General features: G+C 69.8%; 18 protein-coding genes. 9 read left to right on the top strand and 9 right to left on the bottom strand.

Annotation, left to right across the window (positions count from 1 at the left end; genetic code table 11):
• The first annotated feature begins 9 nt into the window (after positions 1–9).
• The 3 genes from fabG to ACQP2X_RS44455 are packed head-to-tail and all read left to right on the top strand — an operon-like array spanning position 10 to position 2,681.
• On the top strand, positions 10–774 hold the full coding sequence (fabG, locus tag ACQP2X_RS44465; protein ID WP_097318094.1) for a 3-oxoacyl-ACP reductase FabG: 765 nt from the start codon (positions 10–12) through the stop codon (positions 772–774).
• A gap of 42 nt (positions 775–816) precedes the next feature.
• Positions 817–1,215 carry a hypothetical protein gene (locus tag ACQP2X_RS44460; RefSeq protein WP_498692193.1) on the top strand — a complete coding sequence of 133 codons (399 nt, stop codon included), beginning with the start codon at positions 817–819 and terminating at the stop codon, positions 1,213–1,215.
• A gap of 2 nt (positions 1,216–1,217) precedes the next feature.
• Positions 1,218–2,681: a glutathionylspermidine synthase family protein gene (locus ACQP2X_RS44455; RefSeq protein WP_498692191.1), complete on the top strand. Its 1,464-nt coding sequence runs from the start codon at positions 1,218–1,220 to the stop codon at positions 2,679–2,681.
• Here the strand turns inward: ACQP2X_RS44455 and ACQP2X_RS44450 are convergent.
• Entirely contained in the window at positions 2,678–3,094 is a 417-nt protein-coding gene (locus ACQP2X_RS44450) for a hypothetical protein (protein ID WP_498692190.1), read from the bottom strand. The genes ACQP2X_RS44455 and ACQP2X_RS44450 overlap by 4 nt on opposite strands.
• Positions 3,084–3,455, bottom strand: a complete 372-nt coding sequence (locus ACQP2X_RS44445) for a hypothetical protein (protein ID WP_498692188.1) — start codon at positions 3,453–3,455, stop codon at positions 3,084–3,086. The genes ACQP2X_RS44450 and ACQP2X_RS44445 overlap by 11 nt, the downstream gene beginning before the upstream one ends.
• Before the next feature lie 71 nt (positions 3,456–3,526).
• Here ACQP2X_RS44445 and ACQP2X_RS44440 point away from each other — a divergent pair, with 71 nt between their 5' ends.
• Positions 3,527–4,432 carry a Gfo/Idh/MocA family protein gene (locus ACQP2X_RS44440; protein ID WP_498692187.1) on the top strand — a complete coding sequence of 302 codons (906 nt, stop codon included), beginning with the start codon at positions 3,527–3,529 and terminating at the stop codon, positions 4,430–4,432.
• Here ACQP2X_RS44440 and ACQP2X_RS44435 read toward each other — a convergent pair.
• The 3 genes from ACQP2X_RS44435 to ACQP2X_RS44425 form a co-directional block, all read right to left on the bottom strand.
• Complete coding sequence (locus ACQP2X_RS44435; RefSeq protein ID WP_498692186.1) at positions 4,413–5,609, bottom strand: hypothetical protein; 1,197 nt, start codon at positions 5,607–5,609, stop codon at positions 4,413–4,415. The two genes, ACQP2X_RS44440 and ACQP2X_RS44435, sit on opposite strands and share 20 nt — an antisense overlap.
• Positions 5,606–6,106: a SigE family RNA polymerase sigma factor gene (locus tag ACQP2X_RS44430; RefSeq protein ID WP_498692184.1), complete on the bottom strand. Its 501-nt coding sequence runs from the start codon at positions 6,104–6,106 to the stop codon at positions 5,606–5,608. The genes ACQP2X_RS44435 and ACQP2X_RS44430 overlap by 4 nt, the downstream gene beginning before the upstream one ends.
• A gap of 113 nt (positions 6,107–6,219) precedes the next feature.
• Complete coding sequence (locus ACQP2X_RS44425; RefSeq protein ID WP_498692182.1) at positions 6,220–6,510, bottom strand: hypothetical protein; 291 nt, start codon at positions 6,508–6,510, stop codon at positions 6,220–6,222.
• Positions 6,511–6,760: 250 nt separating this feature from the next.
• Here ACQP2X_RS44425 and ACQP2X_RS44420 point away from each other — a divergent pair, with 250 nt between their 5' ends.
• Positions 6,761–7,129 carry a hypothetical protein gene (locus ACQP2X_RS44420; protein ID WP_498692180.1) on the top strand — a complete coding sequence of 123 codons (369 nt, stop codon included), beginning with the start codon at positions 6,761–6,763 and terminating at the stop codon, positions 7,127–7,129.
• A 6-nt stretch (positions 7,130–7,135) separates the two neighbouring features.
• On the opposite strand, the gene ACQP2X_RS44415 is transcribed toward ACQP2X_RS44420, so the two are convergent.
• Positions 7,136–8,134 carry an AraC family transcriptional regulator gene (locus ACQP2X_RS44415; protein ID WP_498692178.1) on the bottom strand — a complete coding sequence of 333 codons (999 nt, stop codon included), beginning with the start codon at positions 8,132–8,134 and terminating at the stop codon, positions 7,136–7,138.
• Positions 8,135–8,431: 297 nt separating this feature from the next.
• Between ACQP2X_RS44415 and ACQP2X_RS44410 the strand changes: the two genes are divergently transcribed.
• Entirely contained in the window at positions 8,432–8,788 is a 357-nt protein-coding gene (locus ACQP2X_RS44410) for an STAS domain-containing protein (protein WP_097318103.1), read from the top strand.
• Positions 8,789–8,813: 25 nt separating this feature from the next.
• Positions 8,814–9,143 (top strand): YnfA family protein, encoded by a 330-nt coding sequence (locus ACQP2X_RS44405; RefSeq protein ID WP_498692177.1) that lies wholly within the window; start codon positions 8,814–8,816, stop codon positions 9,141–9,143.
• A gap of 5 nt (positions 9,144–9,148) precedes the next feature.
• Here ACQP2X_RS44405 and ACQP2X_RS44400 read toward each other — a convergent pair whose 3' ends face one another.
• A complete protein-coding gene (locus ACQP2X_RS44400; RefSeq protein WP_498692176.1) occupies positions 9,149–10,747 on the bottom strand; it encodes an MDR family MFS transporter in 1,599 nt (532 codons plus the stop codon).
• Complete coding sequence (locus tag ACQP2X_RS44395) at positions 10,747–11,301, bottom strand: acyl-CoA-like ligand-binding transcription factor (RefSeq protein ID WP_498692175.1); 555 nt, start codon at positions 11,299–11,301, stop codon at positions 10,747–10,749. The genes ACQP2X_RS44400 and ACQP2X_RS44395 overlap by 1 nt, the downstream gene beginning before the upstream one ends.
• Positions 11,302–11,556: 255 nt before the next feature.
• On the opposite strand from ACQP2X_RS44395, the gene ACQP2X_RS44390 reads away from it, so the two are divergent.
• Both ACQP2X_RS44390 and ACQP2X_RS44385 read left to right on the top strand, forming a co-directional pair.
• The gene (locus ACQP2X_RS44390) at positions 11,557–11,799 is read left to right on the top strand and encodes a hypothetical protein (protein ID WP_498692173.1); all 243 of its coding nucleotides are present in this window, start codon (positions 11,557–11,559) and stop codon (positions 11,797–11,799) included.
• Between the two features lie 124 nt (positions 11,800–11,923).
• The gene (locus ACQP2X_RS44385; RefSeq protein ID WP_498692171.1) at positions 11,924–13,048 is read left to right on the top strand and encodes an aminotransferase-like domain-containing protein; all 1,125 of its coding nucleotides are present in this window, start codon (positions 11,924–11,926) and stop codon (positions 13,046–13,048) included.
• Here the strand turns inward: ACQP2X_RS44385 and ACQP2X_RS44380 are convergent.
• Positions 13,029–13,829: an alpha/beta hydrolase gene (locus ACQP2X_RS44380; protein WP_498692169.1), complete on the bottom strand. Its 801-nt coding sequence runs from the start codon at positions 13,827–13,829 to the stop codon at positions 13,029–13,031. The two genes, ACQP2X_RS44385 and ACQP2X_RS44380, sit on opposite strands and share 20 nt — an antisense overlap.
• Positions 13,830–13,837 lie beyond the last annotated feature (8 nt).

The following is a 13,837-nucleotide window of genomic DNA, read 5'->3' as shown; positions in this document are numbered from 1 at the left end:
GAGAGCCGTATGTCGCAGTCCGCTCCCACCCGTACCGCCATCGTCACCGGTGCCGCCCGCGGCATCGGTGAGGCGACCGCCCGCCGGCTCGCCGCCGACGGCCTGGCCGTGGCCGTCGTCGACCTCGACGAGGGTGCCTGCGCCAACACGGTGACCGCCATCCACGACGCCGGCGGCACCGCCCTCGCCGTCGGCGCCGACGTCTCCGACCCGGCCCAGGTCACCGCGGCCGTGGAAAAGGTCGTGGCCGAGCTCGGCCCGCCCACCATCCTGGTCAACAACGCCGGCGTGCTCCGCGACAACCTTCTGTTCAAGATGACCGACGACGACTGGGAGACCGTCATGGCGGTCCACCTGCGCGGCGCCTTCCTGTTCAGCCGGGCGGTGCAGAAGCACATGGTCGACGCCGGCTGGGGCCGTGTCGTCAGCCTCTCCAGCACCTCGGCCCTCGGCAACCGCGGCCAGGCCAACTACGCGGCGGCCAAGGCCGGCCTCCAGGGCTTCACCAAGACCCTCGCCATCGAGCTGGGCCGGTTCGGCATCACCGCCAACGCGGTCGCGCCGGGCTTCATCGTCACCGACATGACCGCCGCCACCGCGGCCCGCGTCGGCGTCGATTTCGACCAGTTCGAGAAGGCCGCGGTGGCGCAGATTCCCGTTGGCCGGGCTGGTCGTCCCGAAGACGTCGCGAACACCGTATCCTTCCTCGTCAGTGAGGGTGCCGGGTTCGTCTCGGGCCAGGTCATCTATGTCGCGGGGGGCCCGCGGGCGTAGATCATTGCTGGAAGGCGTTACAAAGGAACTATGAATCGACGCATGGCTTCCCGCAGCGTCTCGCTGACGAGCACCTTCCTGCTTCTGGCGGCGGGCGGCGCGGCGGCGTGCGACAACGACGACGACTACCAGGACGCGGGTTTCTACTGCGCCGACGCGAACGGCAACGTCGTCGACGAGGACTACTGCGACGACGACCGTTCGTACGGCGGCAGCGTGGTGCCGTTCTTCATCTGGTATTCGGCCGCGTACGCCCCCGGATATCCGGTCGGCTACCGCCTGCCGGCCGGGGGAAACAAGTTCGCGTACAACGACAAAGCGGCCCGGCAGTCCTTCGGACTGCCGGCCACCGGCAAGATCGGCAACGGCACGGTGAAGACCAGCGTGGTCGGCAAGGGCGGCTCGGCCCGCGGCTCCTCGTCCAGCAAGTCGGGCGGCTGAGCGTGCGCCGAGTTCCCTACGGTCCGGTCCGCGAGGGCTGGCAGCTCACCAACTTCAGCCTCGGCCTGACGTACAACGACACCGAACTGCCGGACGGGACGATGATCTCGTACTGGCAGGAGGGCCCGTTCTACGACTTCACGGCGGCCGAGATCGAAGAGCTCGAGACGGCCACCACGACCCTGCACGCGATGTGTCTCGAAGCCGGCGACTGGATCGTGCGGCAGTGCCCGCGGCACACCGTGCAGGGCCGTAAGGACGGCTACTTCGCCTCGGTCTGCAACCCCGAGACGTGCTTCATGGCCCGGATCGGTGTGCCCGAGTTCGCCCACGAGCAGGTCATCCGCACGTGGTTCGACGGCGATGCCGAGACGTGGACGCACTACGACAAAGACCCCGACATGCGCCTGCCGATGGAGACGCCGGACTACTCGCCGAGCGTCTACGGCCGGTTCGACCTCTGGTACAACGGGGCCGGCAGCACGCCCAAGCTGCTCGAGTTCAACGCGCAGACCCCGACCGCGCTGGTCGAGAGCGCCGTCATCCAGTGGCACTGGATGGACCAGACCGGCGTGACGCAGCACGAGTGGCGCCAGTGGAACTCGATACACGACCGCCTCGTCGGCTGGCCCGCCACGCCGGGCGAGCCGGCCGACCCGGGCGCCTGGCGCCGCAACATCGACAAGCTCCGCGAGGCCCGCACGTGGCTGCCGGAGAAGCCGAAGATCTTCTTCGCCTACGAGACGTCCGAGACCTCCGGCGAGGACCGGATGAACGTGGCCTATCTGATGGCGACGGCCGAGGAGGCCGGATATCCGGTCGAGCTGATCGCGATGAGCCAGATCGGCTGGGACGTGGCCGGCGACCGGGTGGTCTTCGTGCCCTCGCCGGGCCAGGAGCACAAGGCCGAGCCGATCGACATCATCTTCATGCTCTATCCGTGGGAGTGGTTCTGGACCGAGGAGGGCGGCAAGGCCTTCTTCCGCAACATGGCCGACCCCACCAAGCACGGCACGGTCTGGATCGAGCCGCCCTACACGGCCGCCCTGCTCGGCAACAAGGCCCTCCTGCCGGTGCTGTGGAAACTGTTCGGCGACGACCCGGAGCGGAGCAAATACCTGCTTCCGGCCTACTTCGCCGACTCCTCCAAGGCCAAGACGCTGACCAGCTACGCCAAAAAGCCCGTCTGGGGGCGTGAGGGTGGCTCGGTCACGCTCGTCCGGGACGGGGCCACGATCAGCGAAAACCCCTCCGAGTACGGCGTGGACGGGCGCTACGTGGTGCAGCAGCTGTGCGAGCTGCCGTCGTTCGAGAGCCTGGAGGGCACGGTCCACCCCGTGATCGGCTCGTGGCTGATCGACGGGGAACCGGCGGGGATGGGCATCCGCGAAGGGCTCGGTGACGACGGCCTGGTCACGAAGGACCGCTGCTACTTCGTGCCGCACACCATCGAGTCGTCCCTTTAGGGGCGGTGACGCCAGATCCACCAGAGGCCGATGAACGGCAGGACCAGCGGGACATATCCGTAGCCGCTGCCGAAGTTCGACCAGACGGTGTCGTCCGGGAAGTCACCGGCGTCGGCGATGCTCAGGGTGCCGACCACGAGCACGCCGATCAGCTCGATGCTGCAGCTGATCAGCGCGATGAGCCGGCCCCGGGCGCCGCCGACGGCCAGGCCCACGGTGGCCGAGATGTAGACCAGGCCGGCGAACGCCGACAGCAGGTAGGCCAGCGGGGCCTCGCTGAAGTGCGTGGAGATCTGCACGAGCGCGCGGGCGCTGGCCGAGAGCGCGAAGATGCCGTAGACCAGCAGCAGCACCCGGCCGAGGCCGGTGCCGAGGGCGGCGTCCTTGGGGCGCGTGGGGGTCTCAGGAGACACTGGTGGTCACCTCCGCGATCTGCTGCAGGCGCAGCACGAGAACAGGTAGCACCAGACAGGCGACGCCGAGGATGAGACTGCCCCACCGCGTCGGCTCGAGCCGGGCCAGATAGAACGCGACCGGCCCGAAGGCGAGCGTGGTGACCAGGTAGCCCAGGAAGGTGGGCGTGTCACTCGGGCGTGAGCCGTCGAACAGGCCGATCACGGCCACCACGACCAGCACGGCGACCAGCGCGCTGAGCGCGAGCGTGGCCCAGAGGTCGACGTTGCTGGGCGGGCGGTTGAGCGCCGCGCGCAGCAGGAACCACGCCGCCAGGACAAGAGCGGCGATGATCGTCGCCACCGACAGGGGACCGTTCACCGGCACAGACTACTGATCGAAGGACGCCTGGTAGCTTGCGGCTGGACCATGAGAGAGGCAGGCGACTTCCGATGCGCTTCGGACTTTTCGGTACGGGACCTTGGGCACACCTGGCGCACGCGCCGGCCCTCGCCGCACACCCCGATGTCGACTTCGTGGGGGTGTGGGGGCGCAATCCCGACAAGGCGGCTTCCCTCGCCGCATCGCACGGCGCGAAGGCGTACGCCGACGCGGACGACCTGATCGCCGATGTCGACGCGGTGGCCGTCGCCCTGCCGCCGGACGTGCAGGCGCCTCTGGCCCTGCGCGCGGCCCGGGCCGGCAAGCATCTGGTGCTCGACAAGCCGGTCGCTTTCACGGTGGCCGAGTCCGCTTCCCTCGTGGCCGCCGCCGAGGAGAACAACCTCGCCTCGCTGGTCTTCTTCACCCGCCGGTTGATGCCGGAGATCGAGCGGTTCGTGGCCGACGCGGTGGCCACCGGTGGCTGGGTCGAGGGCCGGATCGTCCACCTCGGCCGCATCTTCACGCCGGACAACCCGTTCGGCGCGTCCCCGTGGCGTCAGCAGAGCGGCGGCCTGTGGGACGTCGGCCCGCACGCGCTGGCGCTGGCCATCGGCGTGCTCGGCCCGGTCACCGAGGTGGCCGCGATGACCGGCGCCCCCGACATGACCCACCTGCTGGCCCGGCACGCGGGCGGGGCGATCAGCACGCTCACGCTGTCGCTGGACGCGCCCGAGGCGGCCGAGCGCGAGGAGGCGGTCTTCTCGGGCCAGGCCGGCGTACGCACGGTCCCGTCGGCCCCGTGGTCGCCGGTCGACGCCCTCAAGCACGGCATCGACCAGCTGATCGCGGCCGCCGCGGGCGGACCGGCGGTCGAGCTCGACGTCCGCTTCGGCGCCCAGGTGACCGCCGTCCTGGCCGCGGCGCAGGAGGCGGTCACCACCGGTCGTACGGTCGCTATCGACAGCGCCAGATGATCGGCCGGCGGGGCGTGGTGGTGTCCTCCGCCGGGGGCATCACCCATCCGGCGATCACCGCGACGTCGTCGCTCACCGAGGTGACGAGGTAACTGTCCCGGCGGGACGGGCCGTCCAGGAGGAGCGGCAGGTCCAGGACGGCCCGGCCGATGTAGACCCGCGCGTCTCTGGGGGCGAGCCGGACCAGCTCACCGCGCTGCGGCTCCTTCACCTCGTCGTTCAGCCGCTGCCACGTGCCGGTCGGGGGGTGATAGCGCAGAACGTTGGGCGAGAGGGCGCCCCGGGTGCCGTAGATCCAGCCGTTACGGAAGACCTCCGGATAGAACGTGCTGCCCGGGGGTGCGGAGGCGTCCGTGCGTGGGGCGGCGGACCGCACGCCGTCACCCTGGGGCGGCGCCGCGAGATATCGGCCGGTGCCGTCGGGCGACCAGAGATAGCCGTCGCCGGCGATCGTGCCGATGATGGTGCCGTCCTCGGCGATGTCGCTGATCGTCACCAGCCAGGGCAGCGCGCCCTTCGGCACAGGCAGCAGTTCGGGCTCGGCATCGATCGAGGCCCAGCGCGCGGCCCGGATGTCCGTGCCGCTCCGGCCGATCGTCCCGGCGACGACCCCGGCGTCGTTGATCCCGCGCGCCATGCCCTCGCCTCCCTTCAGCTTGTGGAACCTGCCCTCCTGGAAGACGTACGCCCCCGATTGCGCGTTGCCGGTCACGGCGCCCGACGCGTTCACGCCCGTCACGGAGTACTGGGTCCCTGGTGCGCGGACGTCGGTGACCAGGGTGCCGTCCCGCCAGATCAGCAAAGAGTTCCGGAAGTTCCTGGGATTGAGCCAGTTCTCCGGCTCCGAGCCGGCGGCGAGCCAGGTGCCGGACCGATCAGCGGCCGGCGCTTCGGCGCTGCGGTGGTTCCCGATCGGCAAGTGGCCGACGGTGCACGCGGCCGGCACCGGCGGATCCGGGGGCAGCGTGGGCCGTGGTGTCTGCTGGGTGGCCAGCACGCCGCCGACCGAGGCCGCGGTGAGTGCCGCGACGAAGGCGGACCCACCGGCCCACCAGCGGCGGTTGCGCATCCGGCGCCCGTCCCGCATGGCATTGCTCACTGAGACCTTCGAGGGCGCGAGCGGCTCGTCGGCCAGGGGCCGGAGCAGCAGATGGGCGCCGTAGTCGTCTTCCCTCACAGGGCACCTCCCACGCGGTCGCCGAGGATTCTGCGCAGGGCGGTCAGCCCGTGCGACGTCTGGCTCTTGACCGTGCCCTCGGAGCATTCGAGGATCCGGGCCACGTCGGCGACCGACTGGTCGCACAGGAAACGCAGCACCAGCACGGCCTGCTGACGGGGCGGCACCCGGCGGAGCGCCGCGCGCAGCACGGTCCGCTCCTCGGTGGTCCCGCCCGGATGGGGTGGCGGTTCGGGTGGCGCGCCGCGCAGGCTGACCCGCCACCAGCCATGGCGCTTCTCGTCGAGGAAGGCCCGCACGAGCATCGTGTGCACGTAGTTGTCCACATGCTCCACCCGCGAGATGCGCGGCCACTTGGCGTACAGCTTGGTGATGGTCTCCTGGACCAGGTCATCGGCCTGGTCGCTGTCGCCGCTCAGCAGAAAGGCGATCCGCCGCAGAGCCGGCATCCGCCCATGGACGTACTCCAGATATCCCGTGTCCGTTTGGTCATTCATCCCCGCTCCCTGTGTTTACCAGTAGACGGGGAACGGCTCGGAGAGGTTGTAGAGGGTTTTCCGGAAACGGCGATGCCGGCGACCACGGGGTCGCCGGCATCGGTCGTCGCGGGTCAGGGAACGGTGCGCTCGATGGCGGCGGCGCCGTCGCGCTCCAGCTCCTGACGGGCCCTCTCGATGTTCTCGGGCGTCGGGTCCTTGCCCTCGGCCTCGGCCAGGTCCTCCGGGTCCCACGGCTGGTCGGCGCCGGTGCGGATCACCGGCTCCTCGCCGGGGGCCAGGAACTCCGGAGTGTCGGAGTCCTTGCCGCCTCCGGTGATGAACGCGTCCACCGCCACGTCGTCCTCGACGGCGTCGGCGACCTCCTGCGTCTCCTCCAGCGGCTGGCGAATTTCGTCGGTCATGATGTCCTCCCCAGGGGTGCTCAATCGTGTTCATACCCCGTTCCGCGACTCTCCGACCATGGGGCGGAAACGGACGATCATGCCGACGCCGGTCAAACTGAGCGCTAACTGGACAGGGCCTGCGCGTTACGGATGGACGCTTAGTAGTGGGCCGAATACATTTTCGCCTTGGCGCCCGTTAAAGGACCGCCGGCGGGGGCACTGCGCCGGAGGGTCCCGATCCGGCGGGCCCGGTAAGGGGGAACGCGACGTGACCAGCCTGTCCGATGCCGAGCGGGACGCGTGTGACGTGATGCAGGCCTTGGCCGGTCTGGCGGCCCTGCTGCGCCGGACGGCGGCGGACATACCGGGCCTGGACGCGGACGATCCCTCGGCCGACGACGCGCGCCGCCTGCTGCTCGGCCTGGCCGAGGACGGTGGTCAGGCCGCCTCCCGCGTGGTCGCCTACCTGCGCGAACAGCGCGGTGCGGGCGACGGCGAGCTGGTCTCGGTGCCGCCCCGGCTGGGCCCCTGGCGTGAGTGGGCGCCGTCGCGGGGTCACCTGTTCGGGGTGAGCGCGGCCCCTCGCCGCGCCCCCAACGAGGTCCCGCAGCCCCGCCGCAGCGATCCCGGCGAGTAATTCGCGTCACGACCGGAGGGTCTCCGAGGGGGACTCGCCGAATTTGCTGCGGTACGCCGAGGCGAAGCGTCCCAAATGAGCGAATCCCCAGCGGTGTGCGACGGCGGCGACCGTCACCCGTAAGGGATCGGCCATCCGCAGCGTCTCGCGGGCGCGGCCCAACCGGACCTGTTGCAGATAGGTCATCGGCGCCACTCCGACGTGGCGGCGGAATCCGTCCTGGAGCGACCGCACGCTCATCCCCGCTATCCGGGCCAGGTCGGTCACCGTGAACGGGCGCTCCGGCTCGCCCTGTATCGCCTCCACCACGCGCCGGATGGCCCGCGGCGGCCCCGCCGCGGCCGGGGCGGTCAGCTCCCGGTGATAGCGGTGCGGCACGCTCAGCAGCAGGCCGCTCAGCACGGCGCTGCGCAGCTGCTCGGCGATCATCGGCTGGTAGAACAGGCTCTGCGAGAACTCGAGCTCGTCGCGGAGCAGGCGTACCAGGCGGCTCCAGCTGTGCCCGGGCCCGCTCGTCAGGTCGATCTCGGGCGGCAGGTCGATCGGTCCCTCGATCGGGCGACCCAGCAGGCCGGCCAGCTCCTCCTCCAGGGCCTTGCGCTCGATCTTGACCGCGAGCTCGGCCGAGTGGGCCTCGCGTGACGTGTAGACCGGGCTGCCCGGACCGAAAACCACACCCTTGGACGGCGTGGCCACCACCTCGTGACCGGCGTGCCGCGCGTGCAGCCGCCCGCTGGTCGGCATGCTCACGTGATAGGCGTCGAGCTCGGCCACGAGCAGCGTCACGGCCGTCGCGAAACTGAGCTGGCCGACGGTCAGGGGACCGAGTTGGATCAGTTCCATCCCCAGCGCGAAAGTTCCCGCGCCTTCGGGCATGCCGACTGCCACGGGGTAGTAGAACCGATTTAGCAACGTCCGTGCTTGATCGATGTCCACGCTGCTGAGATGGACGACGTCCGCCGCCCCGGATGACGCGTGGGCGGACCTCGGAAAGACCTCAGCCATGCCGAGATGAGCTCCATCGCATACGGTGAGTATTCGGCCCCGATACGTGGAACGTCAACGTTCCCGCCACGCGCTGACCGTTCCAGCACATTCAGGCCATATGAACTACTCTGGCGTTCCGCGCCTACGTGGCGTAACTTGCAGACCAGCGGATTGTTGTAGGAACGCGGTCGGAGAGCGGCACCCGGGCGGGGTGCCCGACGACACCGAGACCACGGTTTTCTCCTCGGTCAGAGGTGTGCGTCCTCCGTGCGGCAAGTCGGCGTCGGCCCGCTCGACGCCAGGAAGAGGGCAGCCGTGTATCTGCCGATCACCACCCGCCAGTTGGCCGATGGAACCGTTGAGATCGCGCCCAGCGGGGAGATCGACCTGGACAACGCCCACGTGATGCGGGACGCCGTCAACGACGTGCTGACCAGCTCCACGCCGGGCAAGATCTGTCTTGACCTGCAGCGGGTCATGTTGATCGACAGCATCGGCATCGGCATCCTGGTCGCCTGCTTCCACACGGCCGCCGCCAGCGGGGTCAAGCTGGTGGTCAGCCACCCGAGCCCCACTGTCTACCGGCAGCTCTGGGTGTCCGGGCTGGTGGGGCTCCTCGGCTGCGCGGAGCCGCCCTCACCCCGTACGTCGGTGGGTCTCCGGCCTTCCTGATCTTCTTGCTTGTTAGATCGAGCGCATGACGGTTCTGCGCTCGATCGCGCTCTTCCTGCTGGCCGCGCTGGCCGAGATCGGCGGCGCCTGGCTCGTGTGGCAGGGCGTCCGCGAGCATCGAGGGCTGCTGTTCGCCGGCGCGGGTGTGATCGCGCTCGGCGCGTACGGCTTCGTGGCGACCCTGCAGCCCGACGCGAACTTCGGGCGGATCCTCGCCGCGTACGGCGGCGTCTTCGTGGCCGGCTCGCTGATCTGGGGGATGGTGGTGGACGGCTTCCGTCCCGACCGTTACGACATCATCGGCGCCGCCGTGTGCCTGGCCGGGGTGGGCATCATCATGTACCCACCCCGGTAAGGGCGTCAGTGCAGGGAGAGAGCGGCCGCCTCCTCCTGGGCGCGGCGCTCGTCACCGCTGAGCGTGGACAGCGGCTTCTCCTTGATGAAGACGACGGCGATGACCGCGAGGAAGGCGATCGGGGCCGCCACCAGGAACAGGTCGGACGTGGCGGTGCCGTAGATGTCCTTGACCACGGCCAGCACCTGGGGCGGCAGCGTGCTGACGTCGGGCACCTCGGTGGCACCGCCGGACGTGGCCGCCGCGCCGAACTTCTCGGCGAACAGCGACGTCACCCGGCTGGCCAGGACGGCGCCGAGCGCGCTCACGCCGATCGCGCCGCCCATGCTGCGGAAGAAGGTCAGCGCCGAGGTGGCCGCGCCGAGCTCGGCCGCCGGCACGTCGTTCTGCGCGGCCAGCACCAGGTTCTGCATGAGCATGCCGACACCGACGCCGAGCACCGCCATGTGCACCGAGAGCATCAGGACGCTCGTCCGGGCGTCGATGGTGCTCAGCAGCAGCATGCCGATCGTCATCACGATCGCGCCCACGACCAGGTACATCTTCCACTTGCCGAATTTCGTGATGAGCGCTCCGGCGACCGTCGAGGAGACCAGAAGACCGAAAATCATCGGCAGGCTCATGAGGCCGGCCACCGTCGGGGACTTACCCAGCGCGACCTGGAAGTACTGCGACAGGAAGACCGTGCCACCGAACATGGCCACGCCGACGAGCACACTGGCCACGATGGCCAGGGTGACCGTGCGGTTGCGGAAGATGCGCAGCGGCACCACCGGCTCGGGCGCCTTCGACTCGGCCCACACGGCCAGCGCCAGCAGCAGGACGCCGCCCACGACGAACACGGCGGTCTCCCACGACGCCCAGTCGAAGTGCTGACCGGCCAGGGTCGACCAGATCAGCAGGGTGCTCACGCCGGCCGTGATCAGCAGCGCACCCAGCCAGTCGATCTTCACCTCACGGCGCGACGTCGGCAGGTGCAGCGTCTTCTGGAGCAGGATGATGGCGGCGATCGAGAACGGCACGCCGATGAAGAAGCACCAGCGCCAGCCCAGCCACGACGTGTCCACCATGACACCGCCGATCAGCGGGCCGGCGATGGTGGCGACACCGAAGACGGCGCCGAAGATGCCCGAGTAACGGCCCAGCTCACGCGGCGGGATGATCGAGGCCATCACGATGGTGGCGAGCGCGGTCATGCCGCCGGCGCCGATGCCCTGCACGGCCCGGCTGACGATCAGCACGCCCACGTCCGGGGTGAAGCCGGCAATCAGTGAGCCGGCTACGAAAAGCAGCAGCGAGAGCTGGACCAGCAGCTTCTTGCTGTAGAGGTCGGCCAGCTTGCCCCAGAGCGGGACGGTGGCGGTCATCGCCAGCAGCTCGGTGGTGACGATCCACGTGTAGACGGACTGGCTGCCGCCGAGGTCGGCGATGATCCGCGGCAGAGCGTTGGAGACGACGGTCGAGGCGAGGATCGCCACGAACATGCCGAGCATCAGTCCCGACAGCGCCTGCACGACCTCGCCGCGCGACATCCGCCCGCTGGTGGCGTCGCCGTCTTCCTGGAGGCCCGGATCCGGCTTGTCGGACGGGCTGGTGACTGTCATCAGTCGCCTTTCTGTTTCTGGGGGTTCAGGCCCTCGGCCAGGACGCCGAAGGCCTCGCGGACGAGTTCGAGGAGGTCGCCGACGCCGTCGGTGTCGGCCCAGCGCATCATCGCGGCGCGCACGGCGGTGCCGGTGAGCGTGGCCGCGAGCAGCGGAAAGAAGTCATCGGCGGGCAGGCCGAGCCGGGCCGCGATGGCGCCGGCCGACTCCTGCTCGGCGACGGCGCCGCGCGCGACGAGGATCGGCAGCAGAGCCGGGTTGTTCTTGATGACGCGCATCCGCAGCAGCCACAGCTCCCGGTCGGCCTGGAACTGCTCGATCTCCGGGGTGAGCGCGGCCAGCACGGCCGGAACCAGGGGCACGTCGGCCGGCATGGCGAGAAGCCGATCGCAGACCGAGAGCCCATCGGTGATCTGCTCCCCGATGATGGCGTCGTCCTTGGTCGCGAAGTAGTTGAAGAACGTCCGCGGCGACACGTCGGCCGCCTCGCTGATCTCCTCAACCGTCACGTGGTCGAGACCGCGCTCGTCGGCCAGGCGCAGGGCAGCGCTCATCAGAGCAGACCTGGTCTGCTGCTTCTTCCGATCCCGGCGATTGAGCACAGCGAGAGGCTAGGCGCGAAGTTGCAGTCCCTGCAAACTTTTATCGACTGCAAGTGACTTGGCTCTCAACCCCGTCGATCCGGGGCTCGGCCTCACGACGGGGTCCTGGCCGTTGGCGGACGGGATTCCTGGTGCTTTCCGCGACGCGGCCCCCGACCGTTGGGGGCGGAATCTGATCGCCCGGCGTCTCCGCGTCACATCAGCGCGATGACACTGCTCGAGGCGAAGGACGGCCAGCCTCGTGACTACACCGAAATCGCCGAGGTGCTTCGAGCAGAGTTCCGCGGCCGTCGACGACCTCCGTCAGCTGTGGCGGCGCATTGCCTGACCGGCGTGGCCGGGGCGGGGAATCCCGCCGAAGAGATCCACGCCCTCGTCGTCTATGCGGAGAGTTTCGGTCTGACGAGCAGTCAGGCGCGCACGGTGCTCTCCGGTTCGAGGAAACCCTGACTGCTGGCGTGTGTCGCCTGAGCTCCAGCGCAGGGTGTTGCCGACGGCCGGGTACATGCCGTTGGCGGTGGTGGCCGTGTCGAGGGAAGCGGCCGGCGATGTCTTCGGCGGTACGGTGTCCTGGATGGACGGTGAACGGCTCCTTCAGTTCGTGTATCGGCCCGGGATTCTCGATCTGGGATGGGGACATCCGCGGCCCGAGCTGTTGCCGGTCGCGCAGTGGGCGGTGGCCGGGGCCGCGGCGGCGCGGGAGTTCGGGTGGCGGCAGCTCGCCTATGGGCGGGGAGTGGGGCCGGGGCCGCTGATCGACTGGCTGGCCGGGCGGGACGACCCGGGGACGGCGGCGGAAACCTTTGTCACGGCCGGGGCCTCTCATGGGCTGGCGCTGGTGACCGAGGTGCTGACCCGGCCGGGGGATGTGGCTCTGGTCGACGCGCCGACGTACCACCTGGCCTTGCGAGTGCTGGCCGATCGGGGGCTCGAGCTGGTGCCGGCGCCGGCCGACGCGGACGGGGTCCGGCCCGATGCGCTGGCCGGGCGACTGCGGGAGCTTCGTGGGGCCGGGCGGCGGGTGCCGATTCTCTATCTGGTGCCCACCTTCGCCAATCCGACCGGGCGCAGCCTTCCGGACGAGCGGCGGCGGGCCCTTGTGGAGCTCGCGCGGCGGCACGATCTCACGATCGTCGAGGATGACACCTATCGGGAGCTTTCGTACGCCGGTGCGCCGCCGCCTTCGCTGTGGCGTCTCGCCGAGGGTGTCGACGTGGTGCGGCTCGGGTCGTTCTCCAAGGTGGTGGCGCCGGGGCTGCGACTGGGGTGGATCAACGCGGCGCCCGAGGTCGTGGCGCGGCTGGCCGATCTGGGTTATGTGGACAGTGGTGGGGGCGTGAACCACTCGGTGGCACTGACCATGGCGGTCTTCGGTGAGAGCGGTTCCTACGACCGGCATCTGATGATGATCCGGGAGCGGTATGCGGCCCAGCGGGACGCTCTGGTGAGTGCCCTCGACGAGGTGGAATCGCCGGACGGGGGCTGGTTTCTGTGGCTGCCCACGCCGGCGGGGGTGCGCGCGGACGATCTGCTGGTGGCGGCCGAGCGGCACGGGACGTCGTTCGTGCCGGGGAGCCGCTTTCACGTCGGTGGGCGGGGCGGCGAGGAGTTCGTACGGCTGAGCTTCTCGCATCTTTCGCCGGCGGAGCTGGCTGAAGCCGGTCGTCGGCTGACAGTCGCTATGACGACAGGAAGCTGACGGTCTCGTCGACGGCCTGGGTGACGTACGGCTCGGCGTCGTAGAGGTCGACGTGGCGATCGGTGTCGAGCCAGACGGTCTTGTCGGCGGCCATGGCGGAGGCCAGGTCGGGCGAGCAGTAGTCGTCCTTGCGGCCATGGATGATGAGACTGGGTGGGAGCAGAGGGCGTACGCCCAGAACGTCCAAAGTCATCAGGCTGTGCAGGGAGCCCCGAGTCACCCGGTTCGTCCAATTTTCGGAGTGGGTCGAGTAGTAGGACCATGGTTCCTCGCCGGGCATGGCGGCCTCACCGGTCTCCGAAACGGCGGGCAGGTGGTCGTCGTAACGGGCGATCATGTCGGCCAGAGTCGCCCGGTAGGACGGCCGACCCATCCGGTCGGCGAACCAGGCCGGGCTGTTGTACGCGCCGGCGATGCCGACCACGGCGCTGACCCGGGTATCGGTGGCGGCGGCCCGCATGGCGTAGCCGCCGCCCAGGCAGATGCCGACCAGGGCGACCTGATGGTCTTGCGCCAGAAGGCCGACGGCCGCGCGCAGGTCGGCCAGTTTGCCCTGGCTGTCCTCGTGCTGGGGACGGCCCTCGCTCTCGCCGAAACCGCGGTGGTCGAAGGCCAGCGTGGTGAAGCCGGCGGCGGTCAGCCGCTCCGCGTACAGGCCCGTGACCTGCTCTTTGACGCCCGTGAAGGGTCCGGTGAGGACGATCGCGCGGTCGGAGGCGGCGCGGCGCAGGACGCCGGTGAGGGACAGGCCCTCGCTACTGAAGGTCACTCTTTCGGTCACGCCGTGAC

Origin of the sequence: Actinoplanes sp. CA-131856, from assembly GCF_050956135.1 — a bacterium.
Classification (GTDB): Bacteria; Actinomycetota; Actinomycetes; order Mycobacteriales; family Micromonosporaceae; genus Actinoplanes.
This window is presented reverse-complemented; position numbering and strand designations above follow the sequence as displayed.